Source organism: Micromonospora sp. NPDC002411, from assembly GCF_053592955.1.
In genome coordinates, this window is the sequence record NZ_JBSFBM010000063.1 from 1 (window position 1) to 23879 (window position 23879).

The following is a 23879-nucleotide window of genomic DNA, read 5'->3' on the forward strand; positions in this document are numbered from 1 at the left end:
ACACCTCACCGAACATGAAGAAATCCTTCTTGCCGGCCTTCTCGGCGGCCCGTTCGATGCCCTGGCTGAACTGCGGCCAGAAGTCCATGTTGACGCCGGGGTCCGTCGTACTGCGGGTGGTACCCCACGCGCGATCTTCTCTAACCCTCACCGTAGACGCCGAACCGGGGCGACACGGGCAGTTCGCGGGCGGCGGCGGAGAGTGCCAGGACGAGGCGGTGATCCTGGTGGGCACCCACGTCAGACGACTGAGCCCGCCCGACGGTCGTCGGGCGGGCTCGGGGACAGCACACTGTCACGGCATCAGCAGGGCGAGGTCCTTGGGCATCGTTTCCTTCACGTCCTGCCACTCGCCCTGGGTGACGTGTCGGCGCAGGGTGTCCAGCACCACCTGCGTCACCCGCTCCGGGCCGCCCTCCGCGTCGTACGGGAAGCCCTGCCGGACCTCGTAGAGGAAGTCGTCCCGGTTGAGCTTGATCGGCACGTCGGACGGCACCCATCCGTCGAAGTAGATGCCCCGCACCAGGACCGGCAACTGCTGGGCGAACTCGACGCTCTCGTCGACCGGCAACCGGTCGCGCAGCAGGTGCAGCACCGTGCGCAGGGCGGCGTACGACTGGTTGCGCCGATCCTTCGGCCAGCCGTAGGCGTCCTCGATGTCCTTGAGAATGAGGTTCGTCTTGTCCAGCGAGGACTCGAACGCCGAGATCATCGCGTCAGCCATCGGTCGACCCCCGTTCCGAGGTGTCCCACCGTCGGTCGTCTGCGCGCCGTGGCGGCCCCACCGGGCCGCGGCGGGCCCGCACCGGGCTGCCCTGCGGTGCGCGCCGCGTGTTGTCGGCCGTGCCGACCACGTGCAGGACGGCACCGCGCCGCCGATCCGTCACCACTCGAACCGTCATCCCCGTCACCTCCGTGTCGTCTGCGGCGTCGACCACCCTCGGGGCGGTCGTACCCACCGTCTCCACCCTGCCGGCGGTGCGGGTGACGCGGCCCCACCCGGATCGGGTGAGTTCAGTCGACGGCGAGGAGGTCCGCGAGGGTCTTGGCGTTCGTCTGCGCGTAGTCGCGGTAACAGTTGTTCATGAGGACGTGCGTCTGACCGGCCTCGTCGGCCAGCTCGCGCAGCTTCGGCGCCCAGTCGGCCAACTCCCGTTTGGAGTAGTGGTAGCCGAACTTCTCGTGGATGTCCTTGCTGGTCCACTTGTCGCTGTGCCCGTGGAAGCGCATGACAGCGAGGTCCGCGGTGGCGGCCAGCACCGGCGGCAGCGACGAGCGGTGGCCCTGCGGCATGTCCACGCAGACGTACGGCAGCTGGTGCTCGCGCAGGAAGGTCAGTGTCTCGTCGGCGTTGTCGCCGTCGAACCAGGAGGCGTGCCGGAACTCGTAGACCGGTCGCAGCGGCGCGCAGCGCTTCGCCACCTCCAGCAGGTACTGCTTGTTGGCCCGCTTGATGGTGAACCAGGGCGGGAACTGGAACAGCAACGCGCCCAGCTTGCCCGCCTCGACGAGTGGGTCCAGCGCGGACAGGAAGCGCGTCCAGACCTCCTCGTACGACTGCGCGGGCAGGTCGTCGGGGTAGACGTTCTTCTTGTCGGTCTCCGGACGCAGGTCCTTGTAGAGGGCGCTGACCCTGGTGGGATGCCCGGTCAGCAGGCTGAACGCCTTGACGTTGAAGGTGAAGCCGGCCGGGGTGCGGTCGGCCCACAGCCGCGCGGTCGCCTCGGCGGGCGGCGAGTAGTAGGTGGCGTCCACTTCGACCAGCGGGAACTGCCGCGCGTAGTAGGCCAGCCGCTTCTCCGGGTTGTCAGCGGTCTGCGGATACCAGCCCGAGTCCAGCAGCGTGCGGTCGGTCCAGGACGCGGTGCCCACCAGGATGTCACCCATGGCTCAAGTCCATCGCGCCTCGGACCGACCGGCAACCGCTGGCGTCGCTCAGGCCGCCCGCCGTTCGCGGGTCTGCTTGCAGGTCACACAGGTGGTGGCGGAGGGGAAGATCTCCAGCCGCTCGACCGGGATGGCCGCGGAGCAGCCCTCGCACCAGCCGTAGGTGCCCTCGGCGAGCCGGCCCAGCGCGTGCTCGTACTGGGCCCGGCGGTCCAGGATGGTGCGCAACAGGGACTGCGCGGTGTCCCGCTCGGCCGTCTTGGTTCCGCTGTCGGCCTGGTCGTCGCCGGCGGTGTCGCCGACCTCCACCAGCCGCAGCACCTGGCTCTGGAGCACGGCCTGGTCGTACTCGGCGGTCAGCTCGTCGTACCGCGCCTGGAGTGAGTTCCGGATCTGGTCGATTTCCTTCTGGGAACGGTTCGTGTCGACCGTGTCGTGGACGAGCATCGCTGCCTGCCTTTCCTAAGCCTGTGGCTCACGGTGAACCGGGTGCCGGCGGCGTGGAGCCCCGGTCACGGTCGCATTCGGTACGCGGGCGATCACCCGCGCTCTGTGAGCCGGGCGAGTACCCGCCGGATCGGCGGGGCAAACCGACGAATTCTCGCGGTTGTCAGGCGTCGGTGGCGGGCTCCACGAGCGCGGGGTGGCGGGGGTCGTCGACACGTACCACCACGTCGGCGAAGCTCGCCGGGACGACCTCCTCGGCGTACCTGTCGAACGCCGGCAGAACCCACGCCTGGGCGGGTTCGGTCCGTCGACGCAGCGCCGCCGGGGACACCTGCAGGTGGACGGTGACGTCGAACGGCAGCCCGCCACCGAGCAGCAGTGGACCGCTGACCAGGACGACGCCGCCGGGTGGCAGGTCGACGTAGCGGGCCCGGCTGGCCCGGTCGGCGTCGGCGTCCCAGAGCGACGGGAGCACCCGGCCGGTGCCACCCGGGCCGGCGGGGTCGAGGACCTCCCGACGCAGTCCGGCCTCGTCGACCCATCCCTCGTAGAAGGAGTCCGGGTTGGTGCGGCCCAGTTCGAAGCGCAGTGACGCGGGGCGGAGGAAGTCGCCGGCCCGGACGTGCAGCACCGGAATGCCCTGGGCGCGCAGCGGGTCGACGAGGGCGGCGGCCAGCTCGTCCGGACCGGCGGCGGAGGGGCCGTCGATCGCCACCCGCAGCCGGGCGGGTCCGGAGTCGGCGGTCGCGGCGCCTGTCGCGGCGTCGACCAGCCGGCCGGTCAGCTCGGTGACGAGCAGGTCGGGCGAGATCGGGCGGATGCGCACCGGACCATCCTGCCCCGCGTCGGGCAGGTCGGTGAGGCGGGTCAGCCGGTGCGGTCGATGGTCACCCGGGCGTCGTCGGCCAGCCGGTAGCCAACGCCGTAGACGGTGGTGACCAGGGGCACGTCCACACCGACCTTGCCGCGCAGCCGACGCACGTGCACGTCGACGGTACGCACGCCGGCGTGCTCGTAGCCCCAGACGGCGTTGAGCAGTTGCAGTCGGGTGAACACCCGGCGCGGATGGGCGACCAGGTGCAGCAGCAGGTCGAACTCCAGCCGGGTCAGCGGCAGCGGCTCGTCGTCGCGCAGCACCGAGCGGGACGAGGCGAGAATGTGCAAGGCCGGGATGGTCGGGCTGATCGCCCGGGTCGGCGACCGGTTGGCGGGCGTCTGCTCGGGGCGGCGTTCGGCCGGCACGGACCCGACGATCACGCCCTCGCCGCGTTCGAGCATCTCGCGGGCGGCCTCCAGCAGCCGACGTGCCGCCGGGGTCAGCGACTCCTCACAGGCCAGCGGGATGGACAGCGTCACGGTGAGCACTGGCGTCGCGGTGTTCGCCGGGCGACGCTGACCGCCGGGCGGTCGACCGGGCACCGCGGGTTGCGACGTGTGCCATCCGGCGCGCGACGAGGCAGGGCTGACCGACATGGTCCTCCTTGGGCTGGTCCGGGTATCTCCCCACGGCCCGGGACGCCGCTTCATCGATGCTTCCCGGCACCCGGGCGAGGGTCAAGAGGCGGCTGCGTTGCATGAATGTGACAATTGACGAACACATCGGAGCCGGGCGCTCGCTCTGCGTACGAGCTTGATGATTACAGCAGAGTCGCCGAGATGCCCCGATACGGGGGTCCCCGCCCGGTTCACCGAGGTGGTCGCAGGCCGCCTGACCAGGGCCTACCGGGTGTGGTCCACGCTGATCGGAGCCTCGTCGGCCAGGCGGTAGCCGACCCCGTAGACGGTGGTCACCACCTCCGACCCGGCCAGCTTGGCGCGCAGTCGGCGGACGTGCACGTCAACGGTCCGGGCCACCGCGTGCTCGTACCCCCAGACGCTGGACAGCAGTTGCAGGCGGGTGAAGACCCGGCGTGGCCGTTCGGCCAGGAACAGCAGCAGCTCGTACTCGATGCGGGTCAGCGGGATGACCCGGTCGCCCTGGCGGACCATCCGCGAGCCGGCCAGGATGCGGACGTGGGGCGCGTCGGCGGACGGCTCGCCGCCGCCGACGGGGATCGGCGCCGGTCGCGGCCCGGGGGCGAGGTCCTCGACGGTACGCAGCTGACCCTCCCCCGACTCGGCCAGCTCGCCGAGGAGCTGGACCAGCCGGGCCAGCCGTGGGCTCAGCGGCCCGGGGACGAGGTCGAGGGTGATGGTGAGGGTCGGGGCGGTGCGCGGACGGGTCGGGCGCGTCCCCGGGTGGCGGCGCGTGGGGATGGCGACGACGGACATGATGCCTCCTGAGTGGCGGTACGTCCGCCACGCCTGGTGCGGCGTGACGGTCAGCGGCGCGCCCACCCGGTGTTCACGGGCGACGCGAGTGCAGAGGTGTGCAGCGGGGTCGGGCCGAGAGCCGGCAGGCCGGCGATCCGCCACGCGGCGAAGCCACCGACCACGTCGGTGGCCCGGTGCAGGCCGACGTCCTGCAGGGCGGCGGCGGCCAGCGACGACGTGTAGCCCTCCTGGCAGAGGATCATCACCGGTACGTCGTAGTCGACGGCCTCGGGCAGTCGGGCCGGGCAGCGCGGGTCGAAGCGCCACTCCAGCACGTTGCGCTCGACAGTGAGCGAGCCGGGCACCACGCCGTGCGCGGCCCGCTGCGCGGCGGGCCGGATGTCGACCAGCAGAGCGCCGGCCCGGTACGCCAGGTGAGCCTGTTCCGGGTCGAGCCGGTCCAGCCGAGCCCGCGCGGCGGCCAGGATCTCGTCGATGCCGCGGGAGCCCGCGGGCGGCACGGGTGCCGGACAGTGCTCGGCGGTTACCTGCATTATCGGTTCCTTCCGGTAACAGGGGGTTGGTCGTGACTCGCCGGGCTCACCAGGACGTGCCGGCCTCGGCGACCTCGGCGATCCGCAGCCGGCCGTCCACGAGGTCGTAGCGGGTCATCCGCAGCAACGCGGGCCGGTAGACGTGCACGCTGACCGCCGGATCGGGGCCGTGGTTGGTCACCCGGTGCACGTGTCGGGGTCCGAAACGGCGACCGACGCCGGCCGGCAGCAGCCGCGGGCGTAGCCGACCGGCGCTGACCGTCTCCTCGGTGAGCACGCCGCTGACGACCCGGAACGCACCGGAGGATCCGCCGTGGTCGTGCAGGTCGGTGCCCTGCCCGGGCAGCCAGCTCAGCGCCCACACCTCGTGCTCGTCGCTGACGGCGAGGCGGGCGTACCAACGTTCGGCGGGGTCGAAACGCAGCGCGACCGGCCAGCCGGCCGGGTCGGCCCACCGGGCGGCGACGGTGAGCAGGTCGGACTCCGGACGGTGGTGCGTCATGGCGGTTCCTCGCGGGTCGTTCGGCGGGGTGCCCTCGTACTCTAGACGGCAAAGCCTATAGGTTTAGTAGGTAATTCCACACACTGGGACACCGATCAGCTCCACGGTCGGTCAGCGCAGCACCGGCGGGTCCACCCGGTAGCCGGGCAACGAGGGCCACCGCACCGTCAGCACCACCGACGCGCGCTCGGCGAACCAGGAGTGGTCCACTCCCCGGGCCCACACCACGTAGTCGCCGGGCACCGCCAGTCGTACCGTGCGGTCGGGCAACTCCACCCGAAAACAACCCTCGACGAGGACGAGCAGAGTGGTACGCCGCTCCCCCGTCGCCCACCGCGACCGGGCCTGCCCGGGTGGGTGCACGCCCCACTTCACCTCGACGTCGGCGCTGTGCCGGATCTCCCCCGGCGGCGCGAAGTGCCCGAGCAGCCAGCCGGCGTTGGTGGCACCGTCGACACCCGCGTTGCCCACGTACACCGTCTCAGCCATCGGACCCTCCCCCAGCTCGCCGGCCGAGCAACCTATCAGGACAGGCCCAGGCCGGGTGTCGAAGTCCTCGGTCGAGCCGAGGCGGAGCCCAGACGGCGTCCGGCGAGGCGGAGCCTCGTCTGGATACCGGTGTCGTATCCGGACGAGGCTCCAACGCGGCCGGTCGGCGTCTGGGCCCGTCGCAGGCCGGCCAGGGGCTTTGACACCCGGCCTAGCCTGGAGGGGTGACCGACGACCTCGACGCCGAGACGCTGGCGTTCGCACACCGGATGTTCGACCTGGCCCGCGCCGGCTCCACCGAGGAGCTGGCCGCGCAGCTCGACGCCGGCCTGCCGGTCAACCTCACCAACGACAAGGGCGACACGCTGCTGATCCTGGCCGCGTACCACTCTCACCCGGACACCGTGGCCGCTCTGCTCACGCGCGGGGCCGACCACACCCGGGCCAACGACCGGGGCCAGACGGCGCTGGCCGCGGCGGTCTTCCGCAGCAGCACGGACGCGGTCCGCGCGCTCCTCGCCGCCGGGGCCGACCCGGCCCACGGCAACCCGTCCGCGATGGAGACCGCGCAGTTCTTCGACCTGCCGGAGATGACGGAGCTGCTGCGCGCCGGCTGACACCGACCCCGACGGGCCGGTATACAGGGTCGGTGGAAGATCCTCTGCCCGAGCAGATGCGGGCCGCCAGCACCGCGCTGCTGGCCGCGCTCGACCCCGCCGCCCGCGACGACGCCGTGCACCCGTTCGACGACGAGTCCGCCCGACGCTGGCTGGAATACCGGCCCCGACCCCGACCCGGCGTCAGCCTCGCCGCGATGGACGTCGCCGGCCGCAAGGCCGCCCACCGGCTGCTGGCCACCGCGCTCAGCCCCTCGGCGTACGCGCAGGCGATGGCGATCATCGCGCTGGAGGAGGTGCTGGACCGGGCCGAGGACTGGCAGCGCGGCCGGCACAGCGCTGACTACTGGGTGGCCGTCTTCGGTGACCCGGCGCGCGACGACCGCTGGGCGTGGCGGTTCGAAGGGCATCACCTGTCGGTGACCATGACGGTGGTCGACGGCCAGGTCTCCCCCGCCCCGATCTTCTTCGGCGCCAACCCGGCGGCGGTCCGCTACGCCGGCCGTCCGGTCTCCCGCCCCCTTGGCGTCGAGGAGGACCTCGCCCTGGCGCTGCTCGACGCGCTGGGCCCCGCCGAACGGGCCGCCGCGATCATCGCCGACGACGCGCCGGCGGACATCATCAGCGCCACCCGAGGGCAGGTCGACGCACCGCTGGAACCGCTCGGCGTACCGTCGGACCGGATGGGCCCGACCGGCCGCGCGCTGCTCCACCAGGTGGTCGCGCTCTACCTGGACCGGCTGCCGCCCGAGCTGGCCACCCGGGAGGCGGCTCGACTGGACGCCGGCCCGCTGCACTTCGCCTGGGCCGGTCCCACCCGCGCCGGGCAGCGCCACTACTACCGGGTGCAGGGCGACGACCTGCTGATCGAGTACGACAACACCAGCCCGGACGGCAACCACGCGCACACCGTGCTACGCCGCCCTGCCAGCGACTTTGGTGCCGACATCCTGGCCGGTCACCACCGAAGCCACCACTAGCCCTTGTCGATCATGGAGTTGCGGTGGGCGACTTGGCCCGTTACGCCACTTTTGCGGGGCACCACACGTACATGATCGCCGTGGTCAGGGCCGGGTCGCCTCGATGAGGAAGCGTTGGGCGTGGGCGGTGAGAGGGCCCTTGGTGGTGATGCGGTCGTGCAGGGTCAGAAGTTGTTCGCGGTAGCGGTCGACAGTGAACCCGGGCACCGTCCAGATCACCTTGCGCAGGAACCAGACCACCGCGCCGATGTCGAAGAACTCCGCCCGCAGGGTCGCCCGGCGCAGGTCGACCACCCGCAGGCCGGCTGCCTCGGCGGCGCCGACCGCGTGGTCGGGATGCCGGGTGGCCGGCGGCGGCAGCGGACCGAGGATCGCCTCGCTCAACTCCCGCATGGTGCCCGCCCCGATCTGCTGGGACAGGAACGTGCCGCCCGGTCGCAGCACCCGCGCCGTCTGCTCCCAGTCGGTGCGTACCGGATGCCGGCTGACCACCAGGTCGAAGGAGGCGTCGCGGAAGGGCAGTGGCCCGGCCGGGTCGACGGCCACCACCGTCGCGCCCACTCTTCGCAGGGTCCGTCGGGCGACCACGACGTTGGGCGGCCAACCCTCGGTGGCCGTCAGGAGCTTCGGTGGCCGTGGCACCTCGGCGAGCACCTCACCACCGCCGGTGTCCACGTCCAGTGCGGCGGCGGCACGCGCCATCCGATCGGCGACCATGCGGGCGTACCCCCAAGGTGGTCGCTCCTCGGTGGCCCGCCCGGCAAGCCAGTCGAAGCCCCACCCGTCGACGGGGGCGGCAGCGGCCTCCGCGATCAGTTCCTCGGCGTCACGCTCGGCGTCCATGGCGGCCAGCCTCGTGGTCGGTCACCCCGCCGGCAACCCATTTGCGCCGCACCGGCCGGGGCCTGTCGCGTCGGGACGGCCGCGTCGCGGAGCCGCCGCTGGCCGATGCCCCTGGGCGGCGGCAGTCCTCAGCCGAGGCTGAGCTGGTGTTCCTCGAGGGCGGCCTGGAGGATGCCGAGCGCCTTGTCGCCCATGCCGTGCAGTCTGGCCAGGTCAGCTCGGGGGACGTCCGCGAGCTGACGCAATGCGGTGTAGCCGGCGCCGTGCAGGGCGCGGGTGGCGGGTGCACCGATCTTGGGAAGCGCGTCCAGGGACGAGGTCATCCGTGATGATAAACCGGCCAGCCGCACCGGCGGCGTCCCGTTCATGCGCGCCGCGGGCCGGGTCAACGCCTGGCTGTGCGTAACCGGAAGCCGGGTCGGGTCAGCGGCTGGGCCAGGGGCGCGGGATTTCGCCGGTAGAGCCACCGAGGGCCTCCAGGCCGCCGGCCTCGGCCCGGCCGCCATCGAACTGGCGCATCAACCGGGCGCCCAGATGGACGCCGACCCCGCCGATGGCCAGCGCGACCAGCTCGGTGACCAGGATCGCGGCTGACGCCCCTCGTTGCGGCGACTGCGACCGGACCAGGCAGGTGAGCAGGAACATGCCGGCCATCACCGCGTTCACCAGGTTGAAGGCGACGGCGGTGCGGCGGGTGCGGTCCCCCGGTACGTCCCACAGGTCGACCATGCCCGCCACCGCGGTCAGCGCAGCGGCGACGAGGGCGGCGACACCCGTCCAGTAGCCCACCTCGCCCAGGAACGCCGGCCCGCCGACGACGTCGGTGAGGTCGAAGACCGTGGCGCTGACGAACAGCCCGAGCGGGAACGTCACCAGCATCGGTTGGATCGGATGCCCCTGCACTCGCAGTCGGCTCTGCATCGGTCCTCCCCCGGGTCGGCGCAGCTCACCTGACCAGAGTGCTACCCGAGCACGCTCGCGGCGAAACGATGCCGCCCGACTCGCCGCTGACCGGACGAACGGACACCACACCACAAGCCCTGATCACCTCGCGTTTCAGGAAACCGGGCCATCGCAACGCCTCGGATAGCGCGCCTTCACGGAACCCGAGTCGATCATGAAGGTGCAGCGCGAGCAGGCGCGGCGTGGTCAGGCGTCGCGGGGGCGGGAGACCGTGTGGACCAGTCGCTCGGCCACCTCGCGCAGCGGGATGTCCAGCGACGTCGCGGCCGTACGCAGTACGTCGAGGGCCTCGGCCGGTGGGCACCCGCGCTGGGTCATGATCACGCCGACGGCCTGGCCCACCACCCCTTCGTGGAGCAGCGCGGCGTCCCGTTCGCTGGCGACGGTGAGTTGCCGCTTGCGGTCGCGTACGGCGGCCAGCAGCAGGCCGGCGTGTTCGGCGAGCAGCATCGCGGTCAACTGGTGTTGCGGGGTCAGCAGGTCCGGCGAGGCGGCGTAGAGGTTGATCGCGCCGATCACCTGGTCGTCGATGTCCACCGGCGCGGAGATCACCCCGCGTACGCCGAGGTCGCGGGCGCGCGCCGTCCAGACCGGCCAGCGGGGCTCGGCGGCCAGGTCGGCGGCGAGGATCATCTCGCGGCGTTGGATGGCGCTCATCGCCGGAGAGTCCGGGCCGTGTCGCAGGTCGTCCAGCCCGGCCAGCCGCTCGTCGGAGGCGGCCACGCCGGCCGGTTCGCCGGCGCGGAGGGCGGTGAAGCCGCACCAGCGCACCCCGGCCACGGCGTCCCGGGTGATCCGGACCAGCGCCAGCAGCGCTTCGTCGAAATCGGTCAGGGCGATCAGGCCTGCGGTCAGTTCCCGTAACAGCGCGGCGGCCTCCAGGACGCCGAGGGTCTGCACCACCGGCTCCCGCGTATCGATGTTCACCGCTTCGCAGCCTCCGTGCCCGTCCGCGCCTGCCCGCCGGGCATCGTCACCTGTGTCATCGTCTGCTCTCTCCCGACTTGACCGACCAGCCCTACTACCCTCGCAAACCCTGGTCGAAACGACGTAAATCGGGGCCTCTCGGCGCGCGGGGTCGCGCGGCGAGAGGCCCCGGACGCCTACGTCAGCGGGAGGTGCCGCTGAGCCGCCGCCCGATCGACGCGATCAGCCGGTCCAGCTCGGAGCCGAACGGGTTGTCGTGCACCAGGTACGTCCAGGTGGCGGTGGGCCGGACCAGGGTGCCGTCGTCGGCCTGCCAGTCCTCATCGAATTCGGTCTCGTTGAAGGTGGCGATGGTGCGGGCCTCGATCTCCGGGATCAGGTCGTTGAACGCCGGCACGGCGGCCCGGTGGAACTCGTCCAGCGGGTCGAGCCGGCCCAGCGCGCGCAGGTGCACGCCCTCGCGGACCTCCGACAACTCGGCCAGGTGCTCGGCCCAGAGCCGGTCCAGGTGGTAGAGCGCGATCGAACGGGCCGCTCGGGCGAGCAGGTCCTCGTCCATCTCGCCGGCCTTCTCGGGCTCCTTCTCCAGGAGCATCACCGCGGCCACGTCGCTGGTCAGCAGCCGCTCGCGACGGGCGGCGAGGGCCTTGCGCTGCTGCTCGATCACCACGCTGTAGCGCCAGGTGTTGCGGTGGATCTCGTGGTTGACGCCCTCGGCGACCCGCTGGGCGTGCTCGACTGCGTAGTCGACCTGCTCGTCGGTCACCAGGCCGTCCGCGTTCATCCGCGGCGACGCCGGCACCGAGTCGGCGGCGTGCCGGACGACCAGGTCGTCCTCCAGGCTGACGAAGAAGACCGAGCCACCCGGGTCGCCCTGCCGGCCGGCCCGACCGCGCAGCTGGTCGTCCACCCGCCGGCTGTCGTGCCGGCCGCTGCCGATCACGTAGAGCCCGCCCAGCTCGGCGACCCGTTCCTGGTCGCTCTGGTCGCTGCCGCCGAGCCGGATGTCGACACCCCGGCCGGCCATCTGGGTGGAGACGGTCACCGAGCCGTACGCGCCGGCCTCGGCGATGATCGCCGCTTCCTCGTCGTCGTTCTTGGCGTTCAGCACGACGCAGGGCACCCCGGCGGCGTTAAGGCCGGCGGCCAGGCCCTCGGACTCCTTGACGTCGAGGGTGCCGACCAGCACCGGCCGCCCCTTGGCGTGCCAGCGCTGGATCTCGTCGATCAGCGCCTCGTCCTTCTCGGCCCGGGTGGCGTAGATGCGGTCCGGCTCGTCCTCGCGGATGCACGGGGTGTTCGGCGGGATCACCGCGACCTCGAGGTTGAAGAACTCGCGCAGCTGGTCGCCGACGTGCACCGCGGTGGCGGTCATCCCGCAGACCTTCGGGTAGAGCGCGATGTACGCCTGCATGGCGATGGTGCCCAGCACCTCGCCCTCGGCGGTGGCGTCCAGGCCCTCCTTGGCCTCGACCGCGGCCTGGAGGCCGTCCGGCCAGCGGCGGCGCTGGGCCACCCGGCCGCGCATCTCGTCGACCAGCTCGACCGAGCCGTCCCGGACGATGTAGTCCACGTCGCGGTGCAGCAGGGCGTGTGCGTGCAGCGCCACGTTGACCGCGGAGAGCTGCGCGACGTGCTCCTCGTCGTACAGGTCGATGCCGAGCTTGGCCTCGATGGCGGCCAGGCCGGCGGAGGTGAACGCCACGCTCCGCCCGTCCTCGGCGACCGTGTAGTGCTTGCCCTTGCGCAGGCCGCGGACCAGGGCGGCGGCGGCGTGCACCGGGTCCTGCTCGCCCGGCACCGCGCCGGCCAGGACCATCGGCACCCGTGCCTCGTCGATCATGATCGAGTCGGCCTCGTCGACGATCGCGGTGGTCAGCGGGGGTTGCACCCGGTCCTCCACGTCGGTGACCAACTGGTCGCGCAGGTAGTCGAAGCCGGCCTCGCTGACCGAGACGTAGGTGACGTCGCAGGCGTACGCGTCGCGCCGCTCCTGCGGGGAGGACGCCTCGTTGACCCAGCCGACGGTGAGGCCGAGCAGGGTGTAGACCGGCTCCATCCACTGGGCGTCGCGGCGGGCCAGGTAGTCGTTGATGGTAAGCACGTGCACCGGCCCGTTGCCCAGCCGAACGTGCCCGTACGCGGCGATCGTGGCGGTGAGTGTCTTGCCCTCACCGGTGGCCATCTCGGCGACCTTGCCGGAGAGCAGCGACATCGCGCCGAGCAGCTGCACGTCGTACGGCCGCTGGTCGAGGCCTCGGCGGGCGGCCTCACGGCCGACGGCGCAGATCTCCTCGTAGCCGGTGGCGGCACCGGCGGCCTCGGTCAGCTCGGCGTCGTCGAGCGCGGCGAGCTCGTCCGCGCGCGCCTCGATAGCCGGCAGCAGTTTCTCCAGCGGAGCAAGATCCACGGTCGAGCCGGGGCGCTGAAGGAACCGCCGGAACTTGCTCTTGAACCGTTGCGACACACCCATGAGCGGCAACGGTACGCGATTCGGGCCGGCATGCGCGGCCCGGCCGCCGACAAGTTGGCGGATCAGACGGGCTCAGCCGACCAGTAGCTGGTGGGCGGCCAGCTCACGGTAGAGCGGGTCGGTCGCGGTCAGTTCGGCGTGGGTGCCGACGGCGACCACCCGACCGCCGTCGAGGACCACGATCTGGTCGGCGTCGACCACGGTGGCGAGCCGGTGCGCCACGATCAACAGCGTCCGGCGGACGGCCACCGCGTCGATGGCCCGGCGCAGCGCGGCCTCGTTGCGCGAGTCGAGGTTGCTGGTGGGCTCGTCGAGCAGCAACACCGGCGGGCCGGCGAGCAGGGCCCGGGCGATGGCCAGCCGCTGCCGCTCACCCCCGGAGAGCAGCACCCCGCCCTCCCCCACCTGGACGTCCAGCCCTTCGGAGGTGCGGTGCGCCAGGTGCGCGAGGTTGACCTCGTCGAGGACCTTGCGGAGCCGGTCGTCGGTGGCGTCCGGCGTGGTGATCAGCAGGTTCTCCCGCAGCGTGCCGGCGAGCACGGGGGCCTCCTGCTCGACGTAGCCCAGCCGGGCCCGCAGCAAGTCGCGGGGCAGATCCCGAACGTCGGTGCCGTCGAGTCGGACCGCGCCGGCGCTCACCTCGTAGAAGCGTTCGACCAGCGCCAGCAGTGTCGACTTGCCGGCGCCGGAGGGGCCGACCAGCGCGGTACGGGTGCCGGTGGGCACCGTGAAGCTGACCTCGTGCAGCACCGGCTCACCGCCCGGGTAGCCGAACCCCACCCGGTCGAACTCGATCATCGGCGCGGGCCGACGTGGGCTGGTCGTCGCCACGGCGGGCGCGGGCCGATCCGCCGCGCCCTCCGCGGGCACGGCGAGGATCTCCTCGATCCGCTGGAGGGCACCCAGACCGGACTGCAACTGGGTGTACGCCCGCAGCACCTGGCCCAGCGGCAGCGCCAGCAGGAACAGGTACATGACGAAGGCGACCAGGTCGCCGACGGAGATCGCCCCGGCGGCGACCCGCGCCCCGCCGATGCCGAGCACCAGCAGGAACGCGCCCTGCACGGTGATCGAGCCGATCGGGCCGACCACCGACTGCACCCGGGCCACCCGCAGCCCGGCCGTGTACGCCTCCCGCGCGCTGCCGGTGACCGTCTGCGTCTCCCGGGCCTCGGCGCGGCTGGCCCGGATGGTCCGGGCCGCCGAGATGGCCCGCTCCACCGCCGAGGTCATCTCGCCGATCCGCTCCTGGGCGGCACGGGCCAACGCCCGCACCCGGCGGACGAAGGTGAGCGCGAAACCGAGCCCGAGCGCCACCCCGAGCAGTGTGACGCCGAAGAGCAGCGGGTCGAGCAGCACCATGGCCGTGCCGGCGCCGACCACCGTCACCGCCCCGGTGACCGTCTCGAAGAGCCCGGAGGTGACGACCGCGCGCAGCAGTGTGGTGTCCGAGCCGACCCGGGAGAGCAGGTCGCCGGTGCGTCGGCTGTCGTACTCGGCGATGGGTAGCCGCAGCAGGTGACCGGCGAGCCGGCGGCGGGTGCCCAGCACCAACCCTTCGGCGGTGCGTTGCAGCAGGTAGTCGCGCAGCCCGCCGATGGCCGCGCCGAGCACCACGAGGACCACGAGGACCGTCACCAGTGCGGAGACCGTCTGGTTGGCGCCGATCCGGTCGAGCACCGACCGGGTGAGCAGCGGCTGCGCCAGCGACGCCGCCGCGCCGAGCAGCGACAGCACACCCACCACGACCAGGGTGCCGCGGTGCTCACGCAGGTACGGCAGCAGCGCGGCCAGGCCGACCGGCCGTTCCTTCGCGGTGCTGACCGGCCGGTCCTTCGGGGTGCTCATGCCGGGAACGGTAGTCCGCCGCGTCACCCACCCGGGCGGGGTCCGGGCCGACAAGCGGCACGGGGGCCGGTCCAGCACCCGCCCGGGGTGCGCTCAGGCGGACAACACCACCTGGAGTTCCTGGCGTCGACGGTCGGCCAGATCGGTGAGCAGTGTGGGTGCCTCGTCGAACGGCACCACCGCCGAGACGAGGTGCTTGCGGACCGTGTCCCCGTACGCGCGGAGCAGGTCGATGGTCTCGGCGGAGAGCCGCTCGCGGTCCCAGGTGGGGGCGAGCCCGCGTGGCACCCGGCCGATCTGCGCGCAGCGCAGCGAGAGGCCGTTGTGGTGGAACTCCTCGCCGAGCCGGACGGCGTCCGCGCCCTCCTGGTAGAAGGCCAGGTCGATGACGGTGCCCTGGGGGCGCAGCAGCCGCAGGGCGAGCTGCAACGCCCAGGCCTGCCCCCGGCACTGGAACACCACGTCGGCGCCCCGGTCGCCGGCGGTGTGCGCCCAGCGGGTCTTGAGCACGACCGCCGGGTCGTCCGCGTCCGGCTCGAGGGTCTCCAGGCCGAGCGCCTCGGCGGCGTGGCGGCGGTGCGGGGTGGGGTCGAGCACCACCACCGAGGCAGCGCCGTTGCGCCGGGCGAACAGCGCCGTCAGCAGCGCCACCACACCGGCGCCGACCACGGCGACGCGCCGGCCGCGTACCCCGTCGCCGAGCGCGCGGACGTCGGCGCCGTGCAGGTCGGCGGCCGCGTGCAGGAGACCGTTGGCGCAGATCGGGCCCATGTGCGCCACGTAGACGCCGAGCAGCGGGTCCAGGTCCTCGGGCAGCGGCACGAACCGCTCGGCAACCGGGTCGGCCAGCCAGCCGGTCCGGTGCCCGTAGGTCATGGCGCCGACAGTGCCCACCGCGACGGCCGGCGTCTCGCTCTCCACCACGCGGCCGACCTGCATGTAGCCCAGCCGGGTCACCGGGTACGGGGTGCTCGCCGCGCCCGGCTGGAACAGGCCCAGGTCGGCGTTCCAGGTGACGTTGAGGTACGGGTTCGTGCCCTTGACGTAGCTCAGCTCGGTGCCGGCGGAGACGCCGCTGAAGAGCGTCTCGACCCGGAACGTGCCGGGGCGCAGCGGCGCGGCGTCCTGCTCGACCAGCTCGACCCGGCCGGGACCGGTGACCACCACGACCTTGTCACGCATCGACTGTCACCCCCGTGTGCAGCGCCGCCGGAGCGGTCGGGGCGGTCAGTCGTACGGTCGTGCCGGTGCGGGCGGAGTCGGCCACCGCGAGGGCCAGCCGCTGAGTCGCGAGGGCCTCGGCGTACGGGACGCGCACGTCGTCGCCGACGCCGCGGACGGCGTCGACGAAGGCCCGGTCCACCGCCACCCGGGCGGCCTCCGGGTCGGCGGGCACGTGTCGTTCGCCGTCGGCGTCGCGGATCGACAGGCCGTCCTCGGTGAGGGCGAGGGCCAGCCCGTCGGCGAGGATCTCCAGGCCGGCGCGGTGCTTCCAGCCGAGCACGCAGGCCGCGCTGAGGGTGCCGACCGCCCCGTCGGCGAAGCGCAGCACGGCGGTCGTCACCGAGTCGATGTCGGCGCCGTCGACCGGCGGCGGGGTGCCGTTGCCGTACGCGGTGACCTCGGTCACCTCGCCGGCCAGCACGCGGACCAGGTCCAGCACGTGGGCGGCCTGCTCGACCACCGGCCCGCCGGAGCGGTCCCGCCGCGACCACCAGGCCACCGGGGGCACCTTGTCCAGCCAGGCGCCGCTGACCATCCGGACGGGACGGTCGGCGAGCAGCTCGCGGGCCTGGTCGAGCACGTTCAGGTAGCGCCAGTGGTGGCCGACGGCGGTACGCAACCCCCGACGCGCGACCAGCTCGGCGATCCGTTCGGCGGTGGCCAGGTCGACCGCGACCGGTTTCTCCACGAACATGGGCACCCCGGCCTCGACCAGCGCCTCCTCGGCGGGGCCGTGCGCGAACGGCGGTACGCAGACGTACACCGCGTCGGGGTTGGTGGCCAGCAGCTCGGCGATGTCGGCGCAGACCCGCGCGCCGTGCGGCGTGGCCAGCGCGGACGCCGCCTCCGGCGCGACGTCGGTGACCCCGACCAGTTCGACGTCGTCGAAGCCGGACAGCACGCGCGCGTGACGTTGTGCCACTCCGCCGGCTCCGACCAGACCCACTCGGCACTGACGCATTCGTCACCCCTTCGAAGACAATTCATGTGCGATGGGAGCAGTCCCCCGGGGTGTGCGCAATCAAACGTTCATCCCCCGGGAACGCACTGGCGTCACCTCTGTGATCAAGCTGTTGCCAAGAAAGCGGTTAACGCGCGGCAGGGAATGGGAACAACCAATTTTGGTTTTCCACGCACGAATGGAGGGGTGCCCGTGCGGGATGCGACATCGAGCGTTTCACCGGTGGTGGAGGCGTGGGCCACGTATCGGACGACGACGACGGCCGACTGGCCGACACGTCGGCTGATGCGGGCCAAGGGTGAGACCCGGGTCAGCGTGGTGCTGCCGGCGCGCAACGAGGAGGCCACCGTCGGCGCGATCGTGTCGACCATCCGAGAGCACCTGATGGATCGGGTCGCCCTGGTTGACGAGCTGATCGTGGTGGATTCACGCTCGACCGACCGCACGGCGCAGGTGGCTCGGGCCGCCGGCGCGGAGGTGGTCAGCCAGGACGCGATGACCCGGGGGCTGCCCCGGCTCACCGGCAAGGGCGACGCCCTGTGGGCCGGACTGGCCGCCGCCGAGGGGGACGTGGTGGCGTTCATCGACGCCGACCTGCGGGAGTTCCGGCCGCACTTCGTGACCGGGCTGCTCGGCCCGCTGCTGACCGACTCCTCGGTCGACTTCGTGAAGGGGTTCTACCACCGGCCGTTGGTCGGCACCGCCAGCGTTGAGCAGGACGGCGGGGGCCGGGTGACCGAGCTGATGGCCCGACCGCTGCTCAACCTGTTCTGGCCCGAGTTGGCCGGTTTCGTGCAGCCCCTCGCCGGTGAGTACGCGGGCCGCCGGGACGTGCTCTCCCGGGTGCCGTTCGTGTCCGGGTACGGCGTGGAGACGGCCATGATGATCGACCTGCTCGACCTGGTCGGCCTGGACGCGATGGCGCAGGTCGACCTCGGCGAGCGCAAGCACCGGCACCAGGACACGGCGGCGTTGGGCCGGATGTCGGCGCAGATCATGTTGACCGCCTGGTCCCGGTTGCAGCGGCGCGGCTGGGCGACCCCCGGGTTGACGCCGGAGTCGTTGCTGACCCAGTTCCGTCGCGGCGGCTCGGACACCCTGCCCAACCTGGACCGCGAGATCGTGGTCACCGACGTGTCCATCGAGGAACGCCCGCCGCTGGCCGAGTTGCGCCACCGGGTGCCCCGCCGACGGGTGGCCGCCGCGTGAACACGAGAGAGGGACGAGCCGGATGAGCCTTACCGTGCTGATGAACGCCGGGCCGTGGCTCTCCGTGCCACCGCCCGGCTACGGCGGCATCGAGAACGTGATCGCCACGCTCGTGCCGGAGCTGCGCCGCCTGGGCGTACGGGTGGTGCTCGCCTCGGTGGGCAGCAGCACCCTGCCGGTGGACGAGCGGGTGTCGGTCTTCGCCGACGGGCAGTTCGCCTCGTTACAGCGGCCGTACAACCAGGTCTGTGGTGTTGCCCAGGCGCACCTGGCCGGGGTGGTCCGCGAGCTGCACTCCCGCGACGACATCGACCTGGTGCACGACCACGTGGAGGCGGTCGGCCTGGCCACGCTCGCCGCGATGGGACCGGCCGGCCCGCCGACCCTGCACACCCTGCACTGGGACCTGGCCAAGCACCCGGCGCTCTACGGCAGCCTGGACGGCGGCGACCGCGTCCGGGTCAACGGGGTCTCCGCGTCGCAGCTGGCCCGGGCGCCGCTGGCGCTGCAGGAGCACTCGGTGGGGCACGTGCACCTGTCCACCCCGCTCGCCGTCGACGCCGACCGTCGACCCCGACCGGAGAAGGGCGAGCACCTGCTCATCCTGGGCCGGATCAACCCGGGCAAGGGCCAGGACGTGGGTGCCCGACTGGCCCACCGGGTCGGGTTTCCACTGGTGTTGGCCGGCCCGGTGGGGCCGTACCACCGACCGGCCGATCTGGCCGCGGCCGGCGACGAGGCCCGGCAGAACCCGGACGTGCGGTTCTTCCTCGACGAGGTGGCCCCGCACGTCGACGGTGACCTGGTTCGCTGGGTGGGCACGGTGGCCGGCCAGGAGCGGGACGACCTGCTCGCCAGCGCTCGCGCGTCGCTGTTCCCGCTGCGGTGGGAGGAGCCGGGAGGCACGGCGGTGGTCGAGTCGCTCGCCCTGGGTACGCCGGTGGTGGCGACCTCCCGGGGCTGCCTGCCGGAGCTGATCGAGCACGGCCGCACCGGGCTGCTCACCGCCGAGGAGGAGGAGCTGGGTGAGCTAGTGCTCGCCAGCGACCTGCTCGACCCGGACGAGTGTCGGCGGGTGGCCGCGCAGCGGTTCACCCCGGCGGTGATGGCCCAACGCTACGTGGAGCTGTACGAGCGGGTCCGCCACCTGTCCCGCGCGCCAAGGCTGCTGCCGGCCTGACCGTCGGAGGCGTTTGCCGGCGGCGGCAGCGGGTAGCCGGCAGCGCTCGTACCCGCCGTCGCAGCGAGGAGCCGGGAATGGTCGGACCGATGGCCCACTCCCGGGCCCGACCCAACCCGGCCGACGGCAAGGCGCCTGTCCGACGTGCCGCGTCGACGGTGGGCGTGCTGTTCCTGCTGATCGGCGTGCTCGGCTTCGTACCCGGGATCACCAGCGGAATGCACGACCTGCGCTTCGCGGGCCACGGCTCGGGCGCGTACCTGTTCGGGGTCTTCCAGGTGTCGGTGCTGCACAACCTGGTGCACCTGGCGTTCGGGGTGGCGGGGCTGGTGCTGGCGCGGACGGTCGCCGGGGCCCGGACGTTCCTGATCGGCGGCGGTGCCGTCTATCTGGTGCTCTGGCTCTACGGTCTGGCGGTGGACCACGACACCGGGGCTAACGTGCTGCCGGTGAACGACGCCGACAGTTGGCTGCACCTGGGCCTCGGCGTCGGCATGATCGCGTTGGGCGTCCTGACCGGGCGACCCCGTCCGTGACCTGCGTCATCGCGGCCGGTCAGCCGCCCCGCTCCGCCGTGGGTCCGGTTTGACGGCGGGCGGCCACGGGTAGTGGGGAGCTCCCGACCCAGCAGCGAATCGAGGGCACCGATGTCGAGCCGGATCACCTGCGAGGTGCGCACCACGGCACCGGTGGCGGTCGTCCGACTCGCTGGTGCGCTGCATCTGGGCACCATGCGCTCGGTGCACCGGGCGCTCAGCGACGCGCTCGTCGACCAACCGGAGGCGTTGGTGGTCGACATGGCCGAGGTGAGCGTCGAGGACCGCCTCGCGTTGTCCGTCTTCGCCGCGACCGCGCGCCGTGCCGAGGAGTGGCCGGCCGTGCCGGTGGTGCTCTGCGCCCCGTCGCCGGTCGCCGCGCGCTGGCTGGCCGAGTCGACCACCTGCCGCGTGGTCCCGGTCACCGCGGACTGCGCGGAGGCCACCCGGATGGCGGGCGCCACGCCGCGGATGCGGGCCCGGCTGGAGCCGGTGGCCGAGGCGTGCCGGCGGGCCCGGGAGTTGGTCACCGACGCGTGCGCCCGGTGGAATCTGCCCGAAGCGGCCGGACCGGCCGCGTTGGTGCTGAGCGAGCTGGTCGGCAACGTGGTACGCCACGCCGGCACCCCGATGCAGGTGACGGTGACCCTGCGCCGACCGTACCTGCACCTGGCGGTGGTGGACGGCAGCAGCGCGCAGGCCCAGCCGGGCGGGACGGACCTGCACGCCGAGGGTGGCCGAGGGCTGATGCTGGTGCGGGAGCTGGCCCAGCGCTGGGGCAGCGTGCCGGCCGGTCAGGGCAAGGCTGTCTGGGCGATGCTGCCGGCAACCTGAGTGTTCGGGTGCTTGCGCCCGGTACCAGCGATCTGACCGAATTTACCGCTCTGGCCTGGTTACATGGTGCAAGGGTCGGGTAGGCACGCCCGTCCTTTCTGCCGTCACGACGGGGTGAGCAGCCATGCCCAAGCGGGTAACCACGGAACCCGGTCGCGACCGGGGCCCGGCGATCCTGGCACCGGCCCGGTTCGGGGGGTTCCCGGGAGCGGTACGAGCACCGGTCCCCGGCAACTCGTTGATCAAGTTCCTGGCCACGACCGACCACAAGCAGATCGGCCTGCTGTACCTGCTGACCTCCTTCGGGTTCTTCGTGGTGGCCGGGTTGCAGGCGATGGTGATGCGCGCCGAGCTGGCCCGACCGGGGATGCAGTTCCTCTCCTCCGAGCAGTACAACCAGCTGTTCACCTCGCACGGCGCGGTCATGCTGCTGCTGTTCGCCACGCCCGCGGCGTTCGGGTTCGCCAACTTCATCGTGCCGATCCAGATCGGCGCGCCGGACGTGTCGTTCCCCCGTCTCAACGCGCTCGCCTACTGGCTGTACCTGTTCGGCGGGCTCATGGTCATCGGTGGGTTCATCACCCCGGGGGGTTCGGCGGACTTCGGCTGGACCGCGTACAGCCCGCTCAGCAGCGTCGAGCACAGCCCCGGCGTGGGGGCGAACATGTGGGTGCTCGGCCTGGTCGTCTCCGGGCTGGGCACCATCCTCGGCGCGGTCAACCTGATCACCACGATCCTCACCCTGCGCGCACCCGGGATGACCATGTTCCGGATGCCGATCTTCACCTGGAACATGCTGTTCACCAGCGTTCTGGTGATCCTCGTCTTCCCGCTGCTGGCCGCCGCGCTGCTGGCGCTGTCGGCCGACCGGTTGCTCAACGCGCACGTGTACGACCCGGCGACCGGCGGGCCGATGCTCTGGCAACACCTGTTCTGGTTCTTCGGCCACCCCGAGGTGTACATCATCGCCTTGCCGTTCTTCGGCATCATCACCGAGATCATCCCGGTGTTCTCCCGCAAGCCGCTCTTCGGCTACACCGGGATCGTGCTGGCCACCATCGCCATCACCGTGCTGTCCATGACGGTGTGGGCGCACCACATGTTCGCCACCGGCCAGGTACTGCTGCCGTTCTTCAGCATCCTCAGCTATCTGATCGCGGTGCCGACCGGCGTGAAGTTCTTCAACTGGATCGGCACCATGTGGAAGGGGCAACTCACCTTCGAGACGCCGATGCTGTTCGCCATCGGCTTCCTGGTCACCTTCCTGCTCGGTGGCCTCACCGGGGTGCTGCTGGCCAGCCCGCCGGCCGACTGGCACACCCACGACAGCTACTTCGTGGTGGCGCACTTCCACTACGTGGTGTTCGGCACCGTGGTCTTCGCCCTGTTCGGCGGCTACTACTTCTGGTGGCCGAAGATGACCGGCCGCCTGCTCGACGAGCGGCTCGGCAAGGCGCACTTCTGGACGATGTTCATCGGCTTCCACGGCACCTTCCTGGTGCACCACTGGCTGGGCAATGAGGGCATGCCCCGCCGCTACGCCGACTACCTGCCCACCGACGGCTTCACCACGCTGAACACGATCTCCAGCATCTTCGCCTTCATCCTCGGACTGTCCACCCTGTTCTTCATCTACAACGCCTGGAAGTCCTGGCGGTACGGGGCGGTGGTGACAGTGGACGACCCGTGGGGCTTCGGCAACTCGTTGGAGTGGGCCACCAGTTGCCCTCCCCCGCTGCGCAACTTCGACCGGATGCCGCGGATCCGGTCCGAGCGTCCCGCGTTCGACCTGAAGTACGGCCCGCTCGTCGCCGACCTGGGCCGGGACCTCCCTCAGCGCACCACGAAGCCGCCGCAGCAGTTCGCCGAGGAGTTGCGGTTGGAGCACCACGCCCCGGAGTCGCCGGCCGCCGAGGGCGCGCACGGCGCCCGCGAGGCCGCCGACTTCCAGCCAGCGCCGCGCTCCGGCGCGCGCCCCGTGGACGTGCCGGAACCCGAGGGAATACGGCGTCCGAGCTTTGAGCAGAGCGACTCGCCGAAGGACGCCGAGGACGCGCCCAAGCCGCACGAACGCTGGCGTCACCCGCACGGTGACAAACCCGAAGAACGCTGACCGGCGTACGCCGAGAGGGCCGACACCCGGCGGGTGTCGGCCCTCGTCGTTCGTGTTCCCGACGGCGGCGCTCCGGTCCGGATTCGGCGGCTCAGTCGCGGGCGGGGGCCAGGCCGGCGGCGGTGAGCGAGCGGCGTACCGCGGGCTGGACCCGGGTCAGCCGCAGCGGCACCCCGGTCCGCTCCGCCGCGTCCCGTCCGGCCATCAGCGCGGCGATCCCGCCGGCGTCGAACCCACCCGCGCCGACCAGGTCGACGACCACCTCGCTGGGCTGCCCGGTGACGGCCTCCAGCATGGCCCGCCGCAGTTGGTCCGCGCCGTCGCGATCGATCTCGCCGCCGACCTCGACCACCACCCGGTCGCCGTTCTGCTTGACCGAGATCCGGGTCTTGCCCGGGTCGGGTTCGGCCGCGCCGTTCTGCCACGGCGGCGGCGCGTCGGCGAGCATCGCCTGACGTAGCCAGGTGAGCGCTCGCGACAGCAACCGGGACACGTGCATCTGCGAGATGCCGAACCGGGCGGCGATCTCCGCCTGGGTCTGGTTGCCGTAGAAGCGCATGGCCAGGATGCGCCGCTCCCGCCAGGGCAGTCGGTGCAGCAGACCGCTCACCGTGACCCGGTCGTCGACCGACTCCAGCGCGTTGTCCGATTCGCCGACCAGGTCACCGAACTCCGCCGAGCTCTCCCCGCCCACCGGGGCGTTGAGCGAGGCCGGGCTGTAGCCGGCCGCCGACTCCAGCGCGGCGAGGATCTCCTCCTCCGGGGTCTCCAGTCGGGCCGACAGTTCGGCCACCGACGGGGCCCGGGACAGCTCACTGGTCAGCGCGGCCGTGGCCTGTCCCACCTCGAGGATCAGGTCCCGCAGCCGGCGGGGCACGTGCACGCCCCAGGTGCGGTCCCGGAAATGCCGTTTGATCTCGCCCACGATGGTGATCGCGGCGTACGCGGTGAAGGACCCGCGTTCCGGGTCATACCGGTCGACGGCGTTGACCAGCCCCAGTCGGGCCACCTGCTCCAGGTCCTCCAGGGGCTCCCCACG

General features: G+C 72.2%; 25 protein-coding genes. 7 read left to right on the forward strand and 18 right to left on the reverse strand.

The window, feature by feature from the left end:
* Nucleotides 1–295: 295 nt before the first annotated feature.
* From ACWCO3_RS10655 to ACWCO3_RS10695, 9 genes are all read right to left on the reverse strand, one after another.
* Nucleotides 296–724 carry a DUF2267 domain-containing protein gene (locus tag ACWCO3_RS10655; RefSeq protein WP_145782179.1) on the reverse strand — a complete coding sequence of 143 codons (429 nt, stop codon included), beginning with the start codon at nucleotides 722–724 and terminating at the stop codon, nucleotides 296–298.
* A 290-nt stretch (nucleotides 725–1014) separates the two neighbouring features.
* Nucleotides 1015–1887, reverse strand: a complete 873-nt coding sequence (locus ACWCO3_RS10660; protein WP_145782183.1) for a DUF72 domain-containing protein — start codon at nucleotides 1885–1887, stop codon at nucleotides 1015–1017.
* Between the two features lie 48 nt (nucleotides 1888–1935).
* Nucleotides 1936–2334, reverse strand: coding sequence for a TraR/DksA family transcriptional regulator (locus ACWCO3_RS10665; protein ID WP_088989739.1), 399 nt, complete (start codon nucleotides 2332–2334; stop codon nucleotides 1936–1938).
* A 163-nt stretch (nucleotides 2335–2497) separates the two neighbouring features.
* Nucleotides 2498–3160 carry a nucleoside/nucleotide kinase family protein gene (locus ACWCO3_RS10670; protein WP_358164444.1) on the reverse strand — a complete coding sequence of 221 codons (663 nt, stop codon included), beginning with the start codon at nucleotides 3158–3160 and terminating at the stop codon, nucleotides 2498–2500.
* Nucleotides 3161–3201: 41 nt separating this feature from the next.
* Nucleotides 3202–3807, reverse strand: a complete 606-nt coding sequence (locus ACWCO3_RS10675) for a winged helix-turn-helix domain-containing protein (protein ID WP_145782189.1) — start codon at nucleotides 3805–3807, stop codon at nucleotides 3202–3204.
* A 246-nt stretch (nucleotides 3808–4053) separates the two neighbouring features.
* Entirely contained in the window at nucleotides 4054–4605 is a 552-nt protein-coding gene (locus ACWCO3_RS10680; RefSeq protein WP_145782194.1) for a winged helix-turn-helix domain-containing protein, read from the reverse strand.
* A gap of 50 nt (nucleotides 4606–4655) precedes the next feature.
* Nucleotides 4656–5141: a rhodanese-like domain-containing protein gene (locus ACWCO3_RS10685; protein ID WP_145782200.1), complete on the reverse strand. Its 486-nt coding sequence runs from the start codon at nucleotides 5139–5141 to the stop codon at nucleotides 4656–4658.
* Nucleotides 5142–5187: 46 nt separating this feature from the next.
* Nucleotides 5188–5643, reverse strand: a complete 456-nt coding sequence (locus ACWCO3_RS10690) for a cysteine dioxygenase (protein ID WP_145782205.1) — start codon at nucleotides 5641–5643, stop codon at nucleotides 5188–5190.
* Nucleotides 5644–5754: 111 nt separating this feature from the next.
* On the reverse strand, nucleotides 5755–6132 hold the full coding sequence (locus ACWCO3_RS10695; RefSeq protein WP_450009581.1) for a signal peptidase I: 378 nt from the start codon (nucleotides 6130–6132) through the stop codon (nucleotides 5755–5757).
* Between the two features lie 224 nt (nucleotides 6133–6356).
* Between ACWCO3_RS10695 and ACWCO3_RS10700 the strand changes: the two genes are divergently transcribed.
* Nucleotides 6357–6749 carry an ankyrin repeat domain-containing protein gene (locus ACWCO3_RS10700; protein WP_145782224.1) on the forward strand — a complete coding sequence of 131 codons (393 nt, stop codon included), beginning with the start codon at nucleotides 6357–6359 and terminating at the stop codon, nucleotides 6747–6749.
* A gap of 32 nt (nucleotides 6750–6781) precedes the next feature.
* On the forward strand, nucleotides 6782–7729 hold the full coding sequence (locus ACWCO3_RS10705; RefSeq protein WP_354887242.1) for a DUF3500 domain-containing protein: 948 nt from the start codon (nucleotides 6782–6784) through the stop codon (nucleotides 7727–7729).
* Nucleotides 7730–7813: 84 nt separating this feature from the next.
* Here the strand turns inward: ACWCO3_RS10705 and ACWCO3_RS10710 are convergent, their stop codons facing one another.
* From ACWCO3_RS10710 to ACWCO3_RS10745, 8 genes are all read right to left on the reverse strand, one after another.
* A complete protein-coding gene (locus ACWCO3_RS10710; RefSeq protein WP_358164446.1) occupies nucleotides 7814–8572 on the reverse strand; it encodes a class I SAM-dependent methyltransferase in 759 nt (252 codons plus the stop codon).
* A 128-nt stretch (nucleotides 8573–8700) separates the two neighbouring features.
* The gene (locus ACWCO3_RS10715) at nucleotides 8701–8895 is read right to left on the reverse strand and encodes a helix-hairpin-helix domain-containing protein (RefSeq protein WP_358052723.1); all 195 of its coding nucleotides are present in this window, start codon (nucleotides 8893–8895) and stop codon (nucleotides 8701–8703) included.
* Between the two features lie 100 nt (nucleotides 8896–8995).
* Nucleotides 8996–9493: a DUF2231 domain-containing protein gene (locus tag ACWCO3_RS10720; RefSeq protein WP_358164449.1), complete on the reverse strand. Its 498-nt coding sequence runs from the start codon at nucleotides 9491–9493 to the stop codon at nucleotides 8996–8998.
* A 228-nt stretch (nucleotides 9494–9721) separates the two neighbouring features.
* Nucleotides 9722–10462, reverse strand: coding sequence for a GAF and ANTAR domain-containing protein (locus ACWCO3_RS10725; protein WP_358164451.1), 741 nt, complete (start codon nucleotides 10460–10462; stop codon nucleotides 9722–9724).
* Nucleotides 10463–10643: 181 nt separating this feature from the next.
* Nucleotides 10644–12935 carry an accessory Sec system translocase SecA2 gene (gene secA2 / locus ACWCO3_RS10730; RefSeq protein ID WP_145782248.1) on the reverse strand — a complete coding sequence of 764 codons (2292 nt, stop codon included), beginning with the start codon at nucleotides 12933–12935 and terminating at the stop codon, nucleotides 10644–10646.
* 72 nt (nucleotides 12936–13007) lie between these two features.
* Entirely contained in the window at nucleotides 13008–14783 is a 1776-nt protein-coding gene (locus ACWCO3_RS10735) for an ABC transporter ATP-binding protein (protein ID WP_358164452.1), read from the reverse strand.
* A gap of 93 nt (nucleotides 14784–14876) precedes the next feature.
* The gene (locus ACWCO3_RS10740) at nucleotides 14877–15965 is read right to left on the reverse strand and encodes a zinc-binding dehydrogenase (RefSeq protein ID WP_450009587.1); all 1089 of its coding nucleotides are present in this window, start codon (nucleotides 15963–15965) and stop codon (nucleotides 14877–14879) included.
* The gene (locus ACWCO3_RS10745; RefSeq protein ID WP_450009589.1) at nucleotides 15958–16968 is read right to left on the reverse strand and encodes a Gfo/Idh/MocA family protein; all 1011 of its coding nucleotides are present in this window, start codon (nucleotides 16966–16968) and stop codon (nucleotides 15958–15960) included. The genes ACWCO3_RS10740 and ACWCO3_RS10745 overlap by 8 nt, the downstream gene beginning before the upstream one ends.
* A gap of 144 nt (nucleotides 16969–17112) precedes the next feature.
* Here ACWCO3_RS10745 and ACWCO3_RS10750 point away from each other — a divergent pair, with 144 nt between their 5' ends.
* The 5 genes from ACWCO3_RS10750 (at nucleotide 17113) to ctaD (ending at nucleotide 22840) form a co-directional block, all read left to right on the forward strand.
* Nucleotides 17113–18177 carry a glucosyl-3-phosphoglycerate synthase gene (locus ACWCO3_RS10750; protein WP_425280536.1) on the forward strand — a complete coding sequence of 355 codons (1065 nt, stop codon included), beginning with the start codon at nucleotides 17113–17115 and terminating at the stop codon, nucleotides 18175–18177.
* Nucleotides 18178–18199: 22 nt separating this feature from the next.
* Nucleotides 18200–19357, forward strand: coding sequence for a glycosyltransferase (locus ACWCO3_RS10755; protein ID WP_145782272.1), 1158 nt, complete (start codon nucleotides 18200–18202; stop codon nucleotides 19355–19357).
* A gap of 77 nt (nucleotides 19358–19434) precedes the next feature.
* Entirely contained in the window at nucleotides 19435–19893 is a 459-nt protein-coding gene (locus ACWCO3_RS10760) for a DUF4383 domain-containing protein (RefSeq protein ID WP_145782281.1), read from the forward strand.
* A gap of 111 nt (nucleotides 19894–20004) precedes the next feature.
* A complete protein-coding gene (locus ACWCO3_RS10765) occupies nucleotides 20005–20727 on the forward strand; it encodes an ATP-binding protein (protein WP_145782286.1) in 723 nt (240 codons plus the stop codon).
* 124 nt (nucleotides 20728–20851) lie between these two features.
* Nucleotides 20852–22840, forward strand: coding sequence for an aa3-type cytochrome oxidase subunit I (ctaD, locus tag ACWCO3_RS10770; protein WP_145782290.1), 1989 nt, complete (start codon nucleotides 20852–20854; stop codon nucleotides 22838–22840).
* Nucleotides 22841–22931: 91 nt separating this feature from the next.
* Here the strand turns inward: ctaD and ACWCO3_RS10775 are convergent.
* Nucleotides 22932–23879, reverse strand: a 948-nt coding sequence (locus ACWCO3_RS10775) for a sigma-70 family RNA polymerase sigma factor (protein ID WP_450009593.1), incomplete at its 5' end; no start/stop codon positions are given.

Excerpts from the sequence above, each read along its gene's own strand:
- ctaD (WP_145782290.1), top strand. The coding sequence starts at position 20,852 with ATGCCCAAGCGGGTAACCACGGAACCCGGTCGCGACCGGGGCCCGGCG.
- ACWCO3_RS10750 (WP_425280536.1), top strand. The coding sequence starts at position 17,113 with ATGGGAACAACCAATTTTGGTTTTCCACGCACGAATGGAGGGGTGCCC.
- ACWCO3_RS10735 (WP_358164452.1), bottom strand. The coding sequence starts at position 14,783 with ATGAGCACCCCGAAGGACCGGCCGGTCAGCACCGCGAAGGAACGGCCG.
- ACWCO3_RS10660 (WP_145782183.1), bottom strand. The coding sequence starts at position 1,887 with ATGGGTGACATCCTGGTGGGCACCGCGTCCTGGACCGACCGCACGCTG.
- ACWCO3_RS10655 (WP_145782179.1), bottom strand. The coding sequence starts at position 724 with ATGGCTGACGCGATGATCTCGGCGTTCGAGTCCTCGCTGGACAAGACG.
- ACWCO3_RS10665 (WP_088989739.1), bottom strand. The coding sequence starts at position 2,334 with ATGCTCGTCCACGACACGGTCGACACGAACCGTTCCCAGAAGGAAATC.
- ACWCO3_RS10765 (WP_145782286.1), top strand. The coding sequence starts at position 20,005 with ATGTCGAGCCGGATCACCTGCGAGGTGCGCACCACGGCACCGGTGGCG.
- ACWCO3_RS10760 (WP_145782281.1), top strand. The coding sequence starts at position 19,435 with ATGGTCGGACCGATGGCCCACTCCCGGGCCCGACCCAACCCGGCCGAC.
- ACWCO3_RS10690 (WP_145782205.1), bottom strand. The coding sequence starts at position 5,643 with ATGACGCACCACCGTCCGGAGTCCGACCTGCTCACCGTCGCCGCCCGG.
- ACWCO3_RS10745 (WP_450009589.1), bottom strand. The coding sequence starts at position 16,968 with ATGCGTCAGTGCCGAGTGGGTCTGGTCGGAGCCGGCGGAGTGGCACAA.
- ACWCO3_RS10755 (WP_145782272.1), top strand. The coding sequence starts at position 18,200 with ATGAGCCTTACCGTGCTGATGAACGCCGGGCCGTGGCTCTCCGTGCCA.
- ACWCO3_RS10685 (WP_145782200.1), bottom strand. The coding sequence starts at position 5,141 with ATGCAGGTAACCGCCGAGCACTGTCCGGCACCCGTGCCGCCCGCGGGC.
- ACWCO3_RS10720 (WP_358164449.1), bottom strand. The coding sequence starts at position 9,493 with ATGCAGAGCCGACTGCGAGTGCAGGGGCATCCGATCCAACCGATGCTG.
- ACWCO3_RS10715 (WP_358052723.1), bottom strand. The coding sequence starts at position 8,895 with ATGACCTCGTCCCTGGACGCGCTTCCCAAGATCGGTGCACCCGCCACC.
- ACWCO3_RS10740 (WP_450009587.1), bottom strand. The coding sequence starts at position 15,965 with ATGCGTGACAAGGTCGTGGTGGTCACCGGTCCCGGCCGGGTCGAGCTG.
- ACWCO3_RS10680 (WP_145782194.1), bottom strand. The coding sequence starts at position 4,605 with ATGTCCGTCGTCGCCATCCCCACGCGCCGCCACCCGGGGACGCGCCCG.
- ACWCO3_RS10710 (WP_358164446.1), bottom strand. The coding sequence starts at position 8,572 with ATGGACGCCGAGCGTGACGCCGAGGAACTGATCGCGGAGGCCGCTGCC.
- ACWCO3_RS10695 (WP_450009581.1), bottom strand. The coding sequence starts at position 6,132 with ATGGCTGAGACGGTGTACGTGGGCAACGCGGGTGTCGACGGTGCCACC.
- secA2 (WP_145782248.1), bottom strand. The coding sequence starts at position 12,935 with ATGGGTGTGTCGCAACGGTTCAAGAGCAAGTTCCGGCGGTTCCTTCAG.
- ACWCO3_RS10675 (WP_145782189.1), bottom strand. The coding sequence starts at position 3,807 with ATGTCGGTCAGCCCTGCCTCGTCGCGCGCCGGATGGCACACGTCGCAA.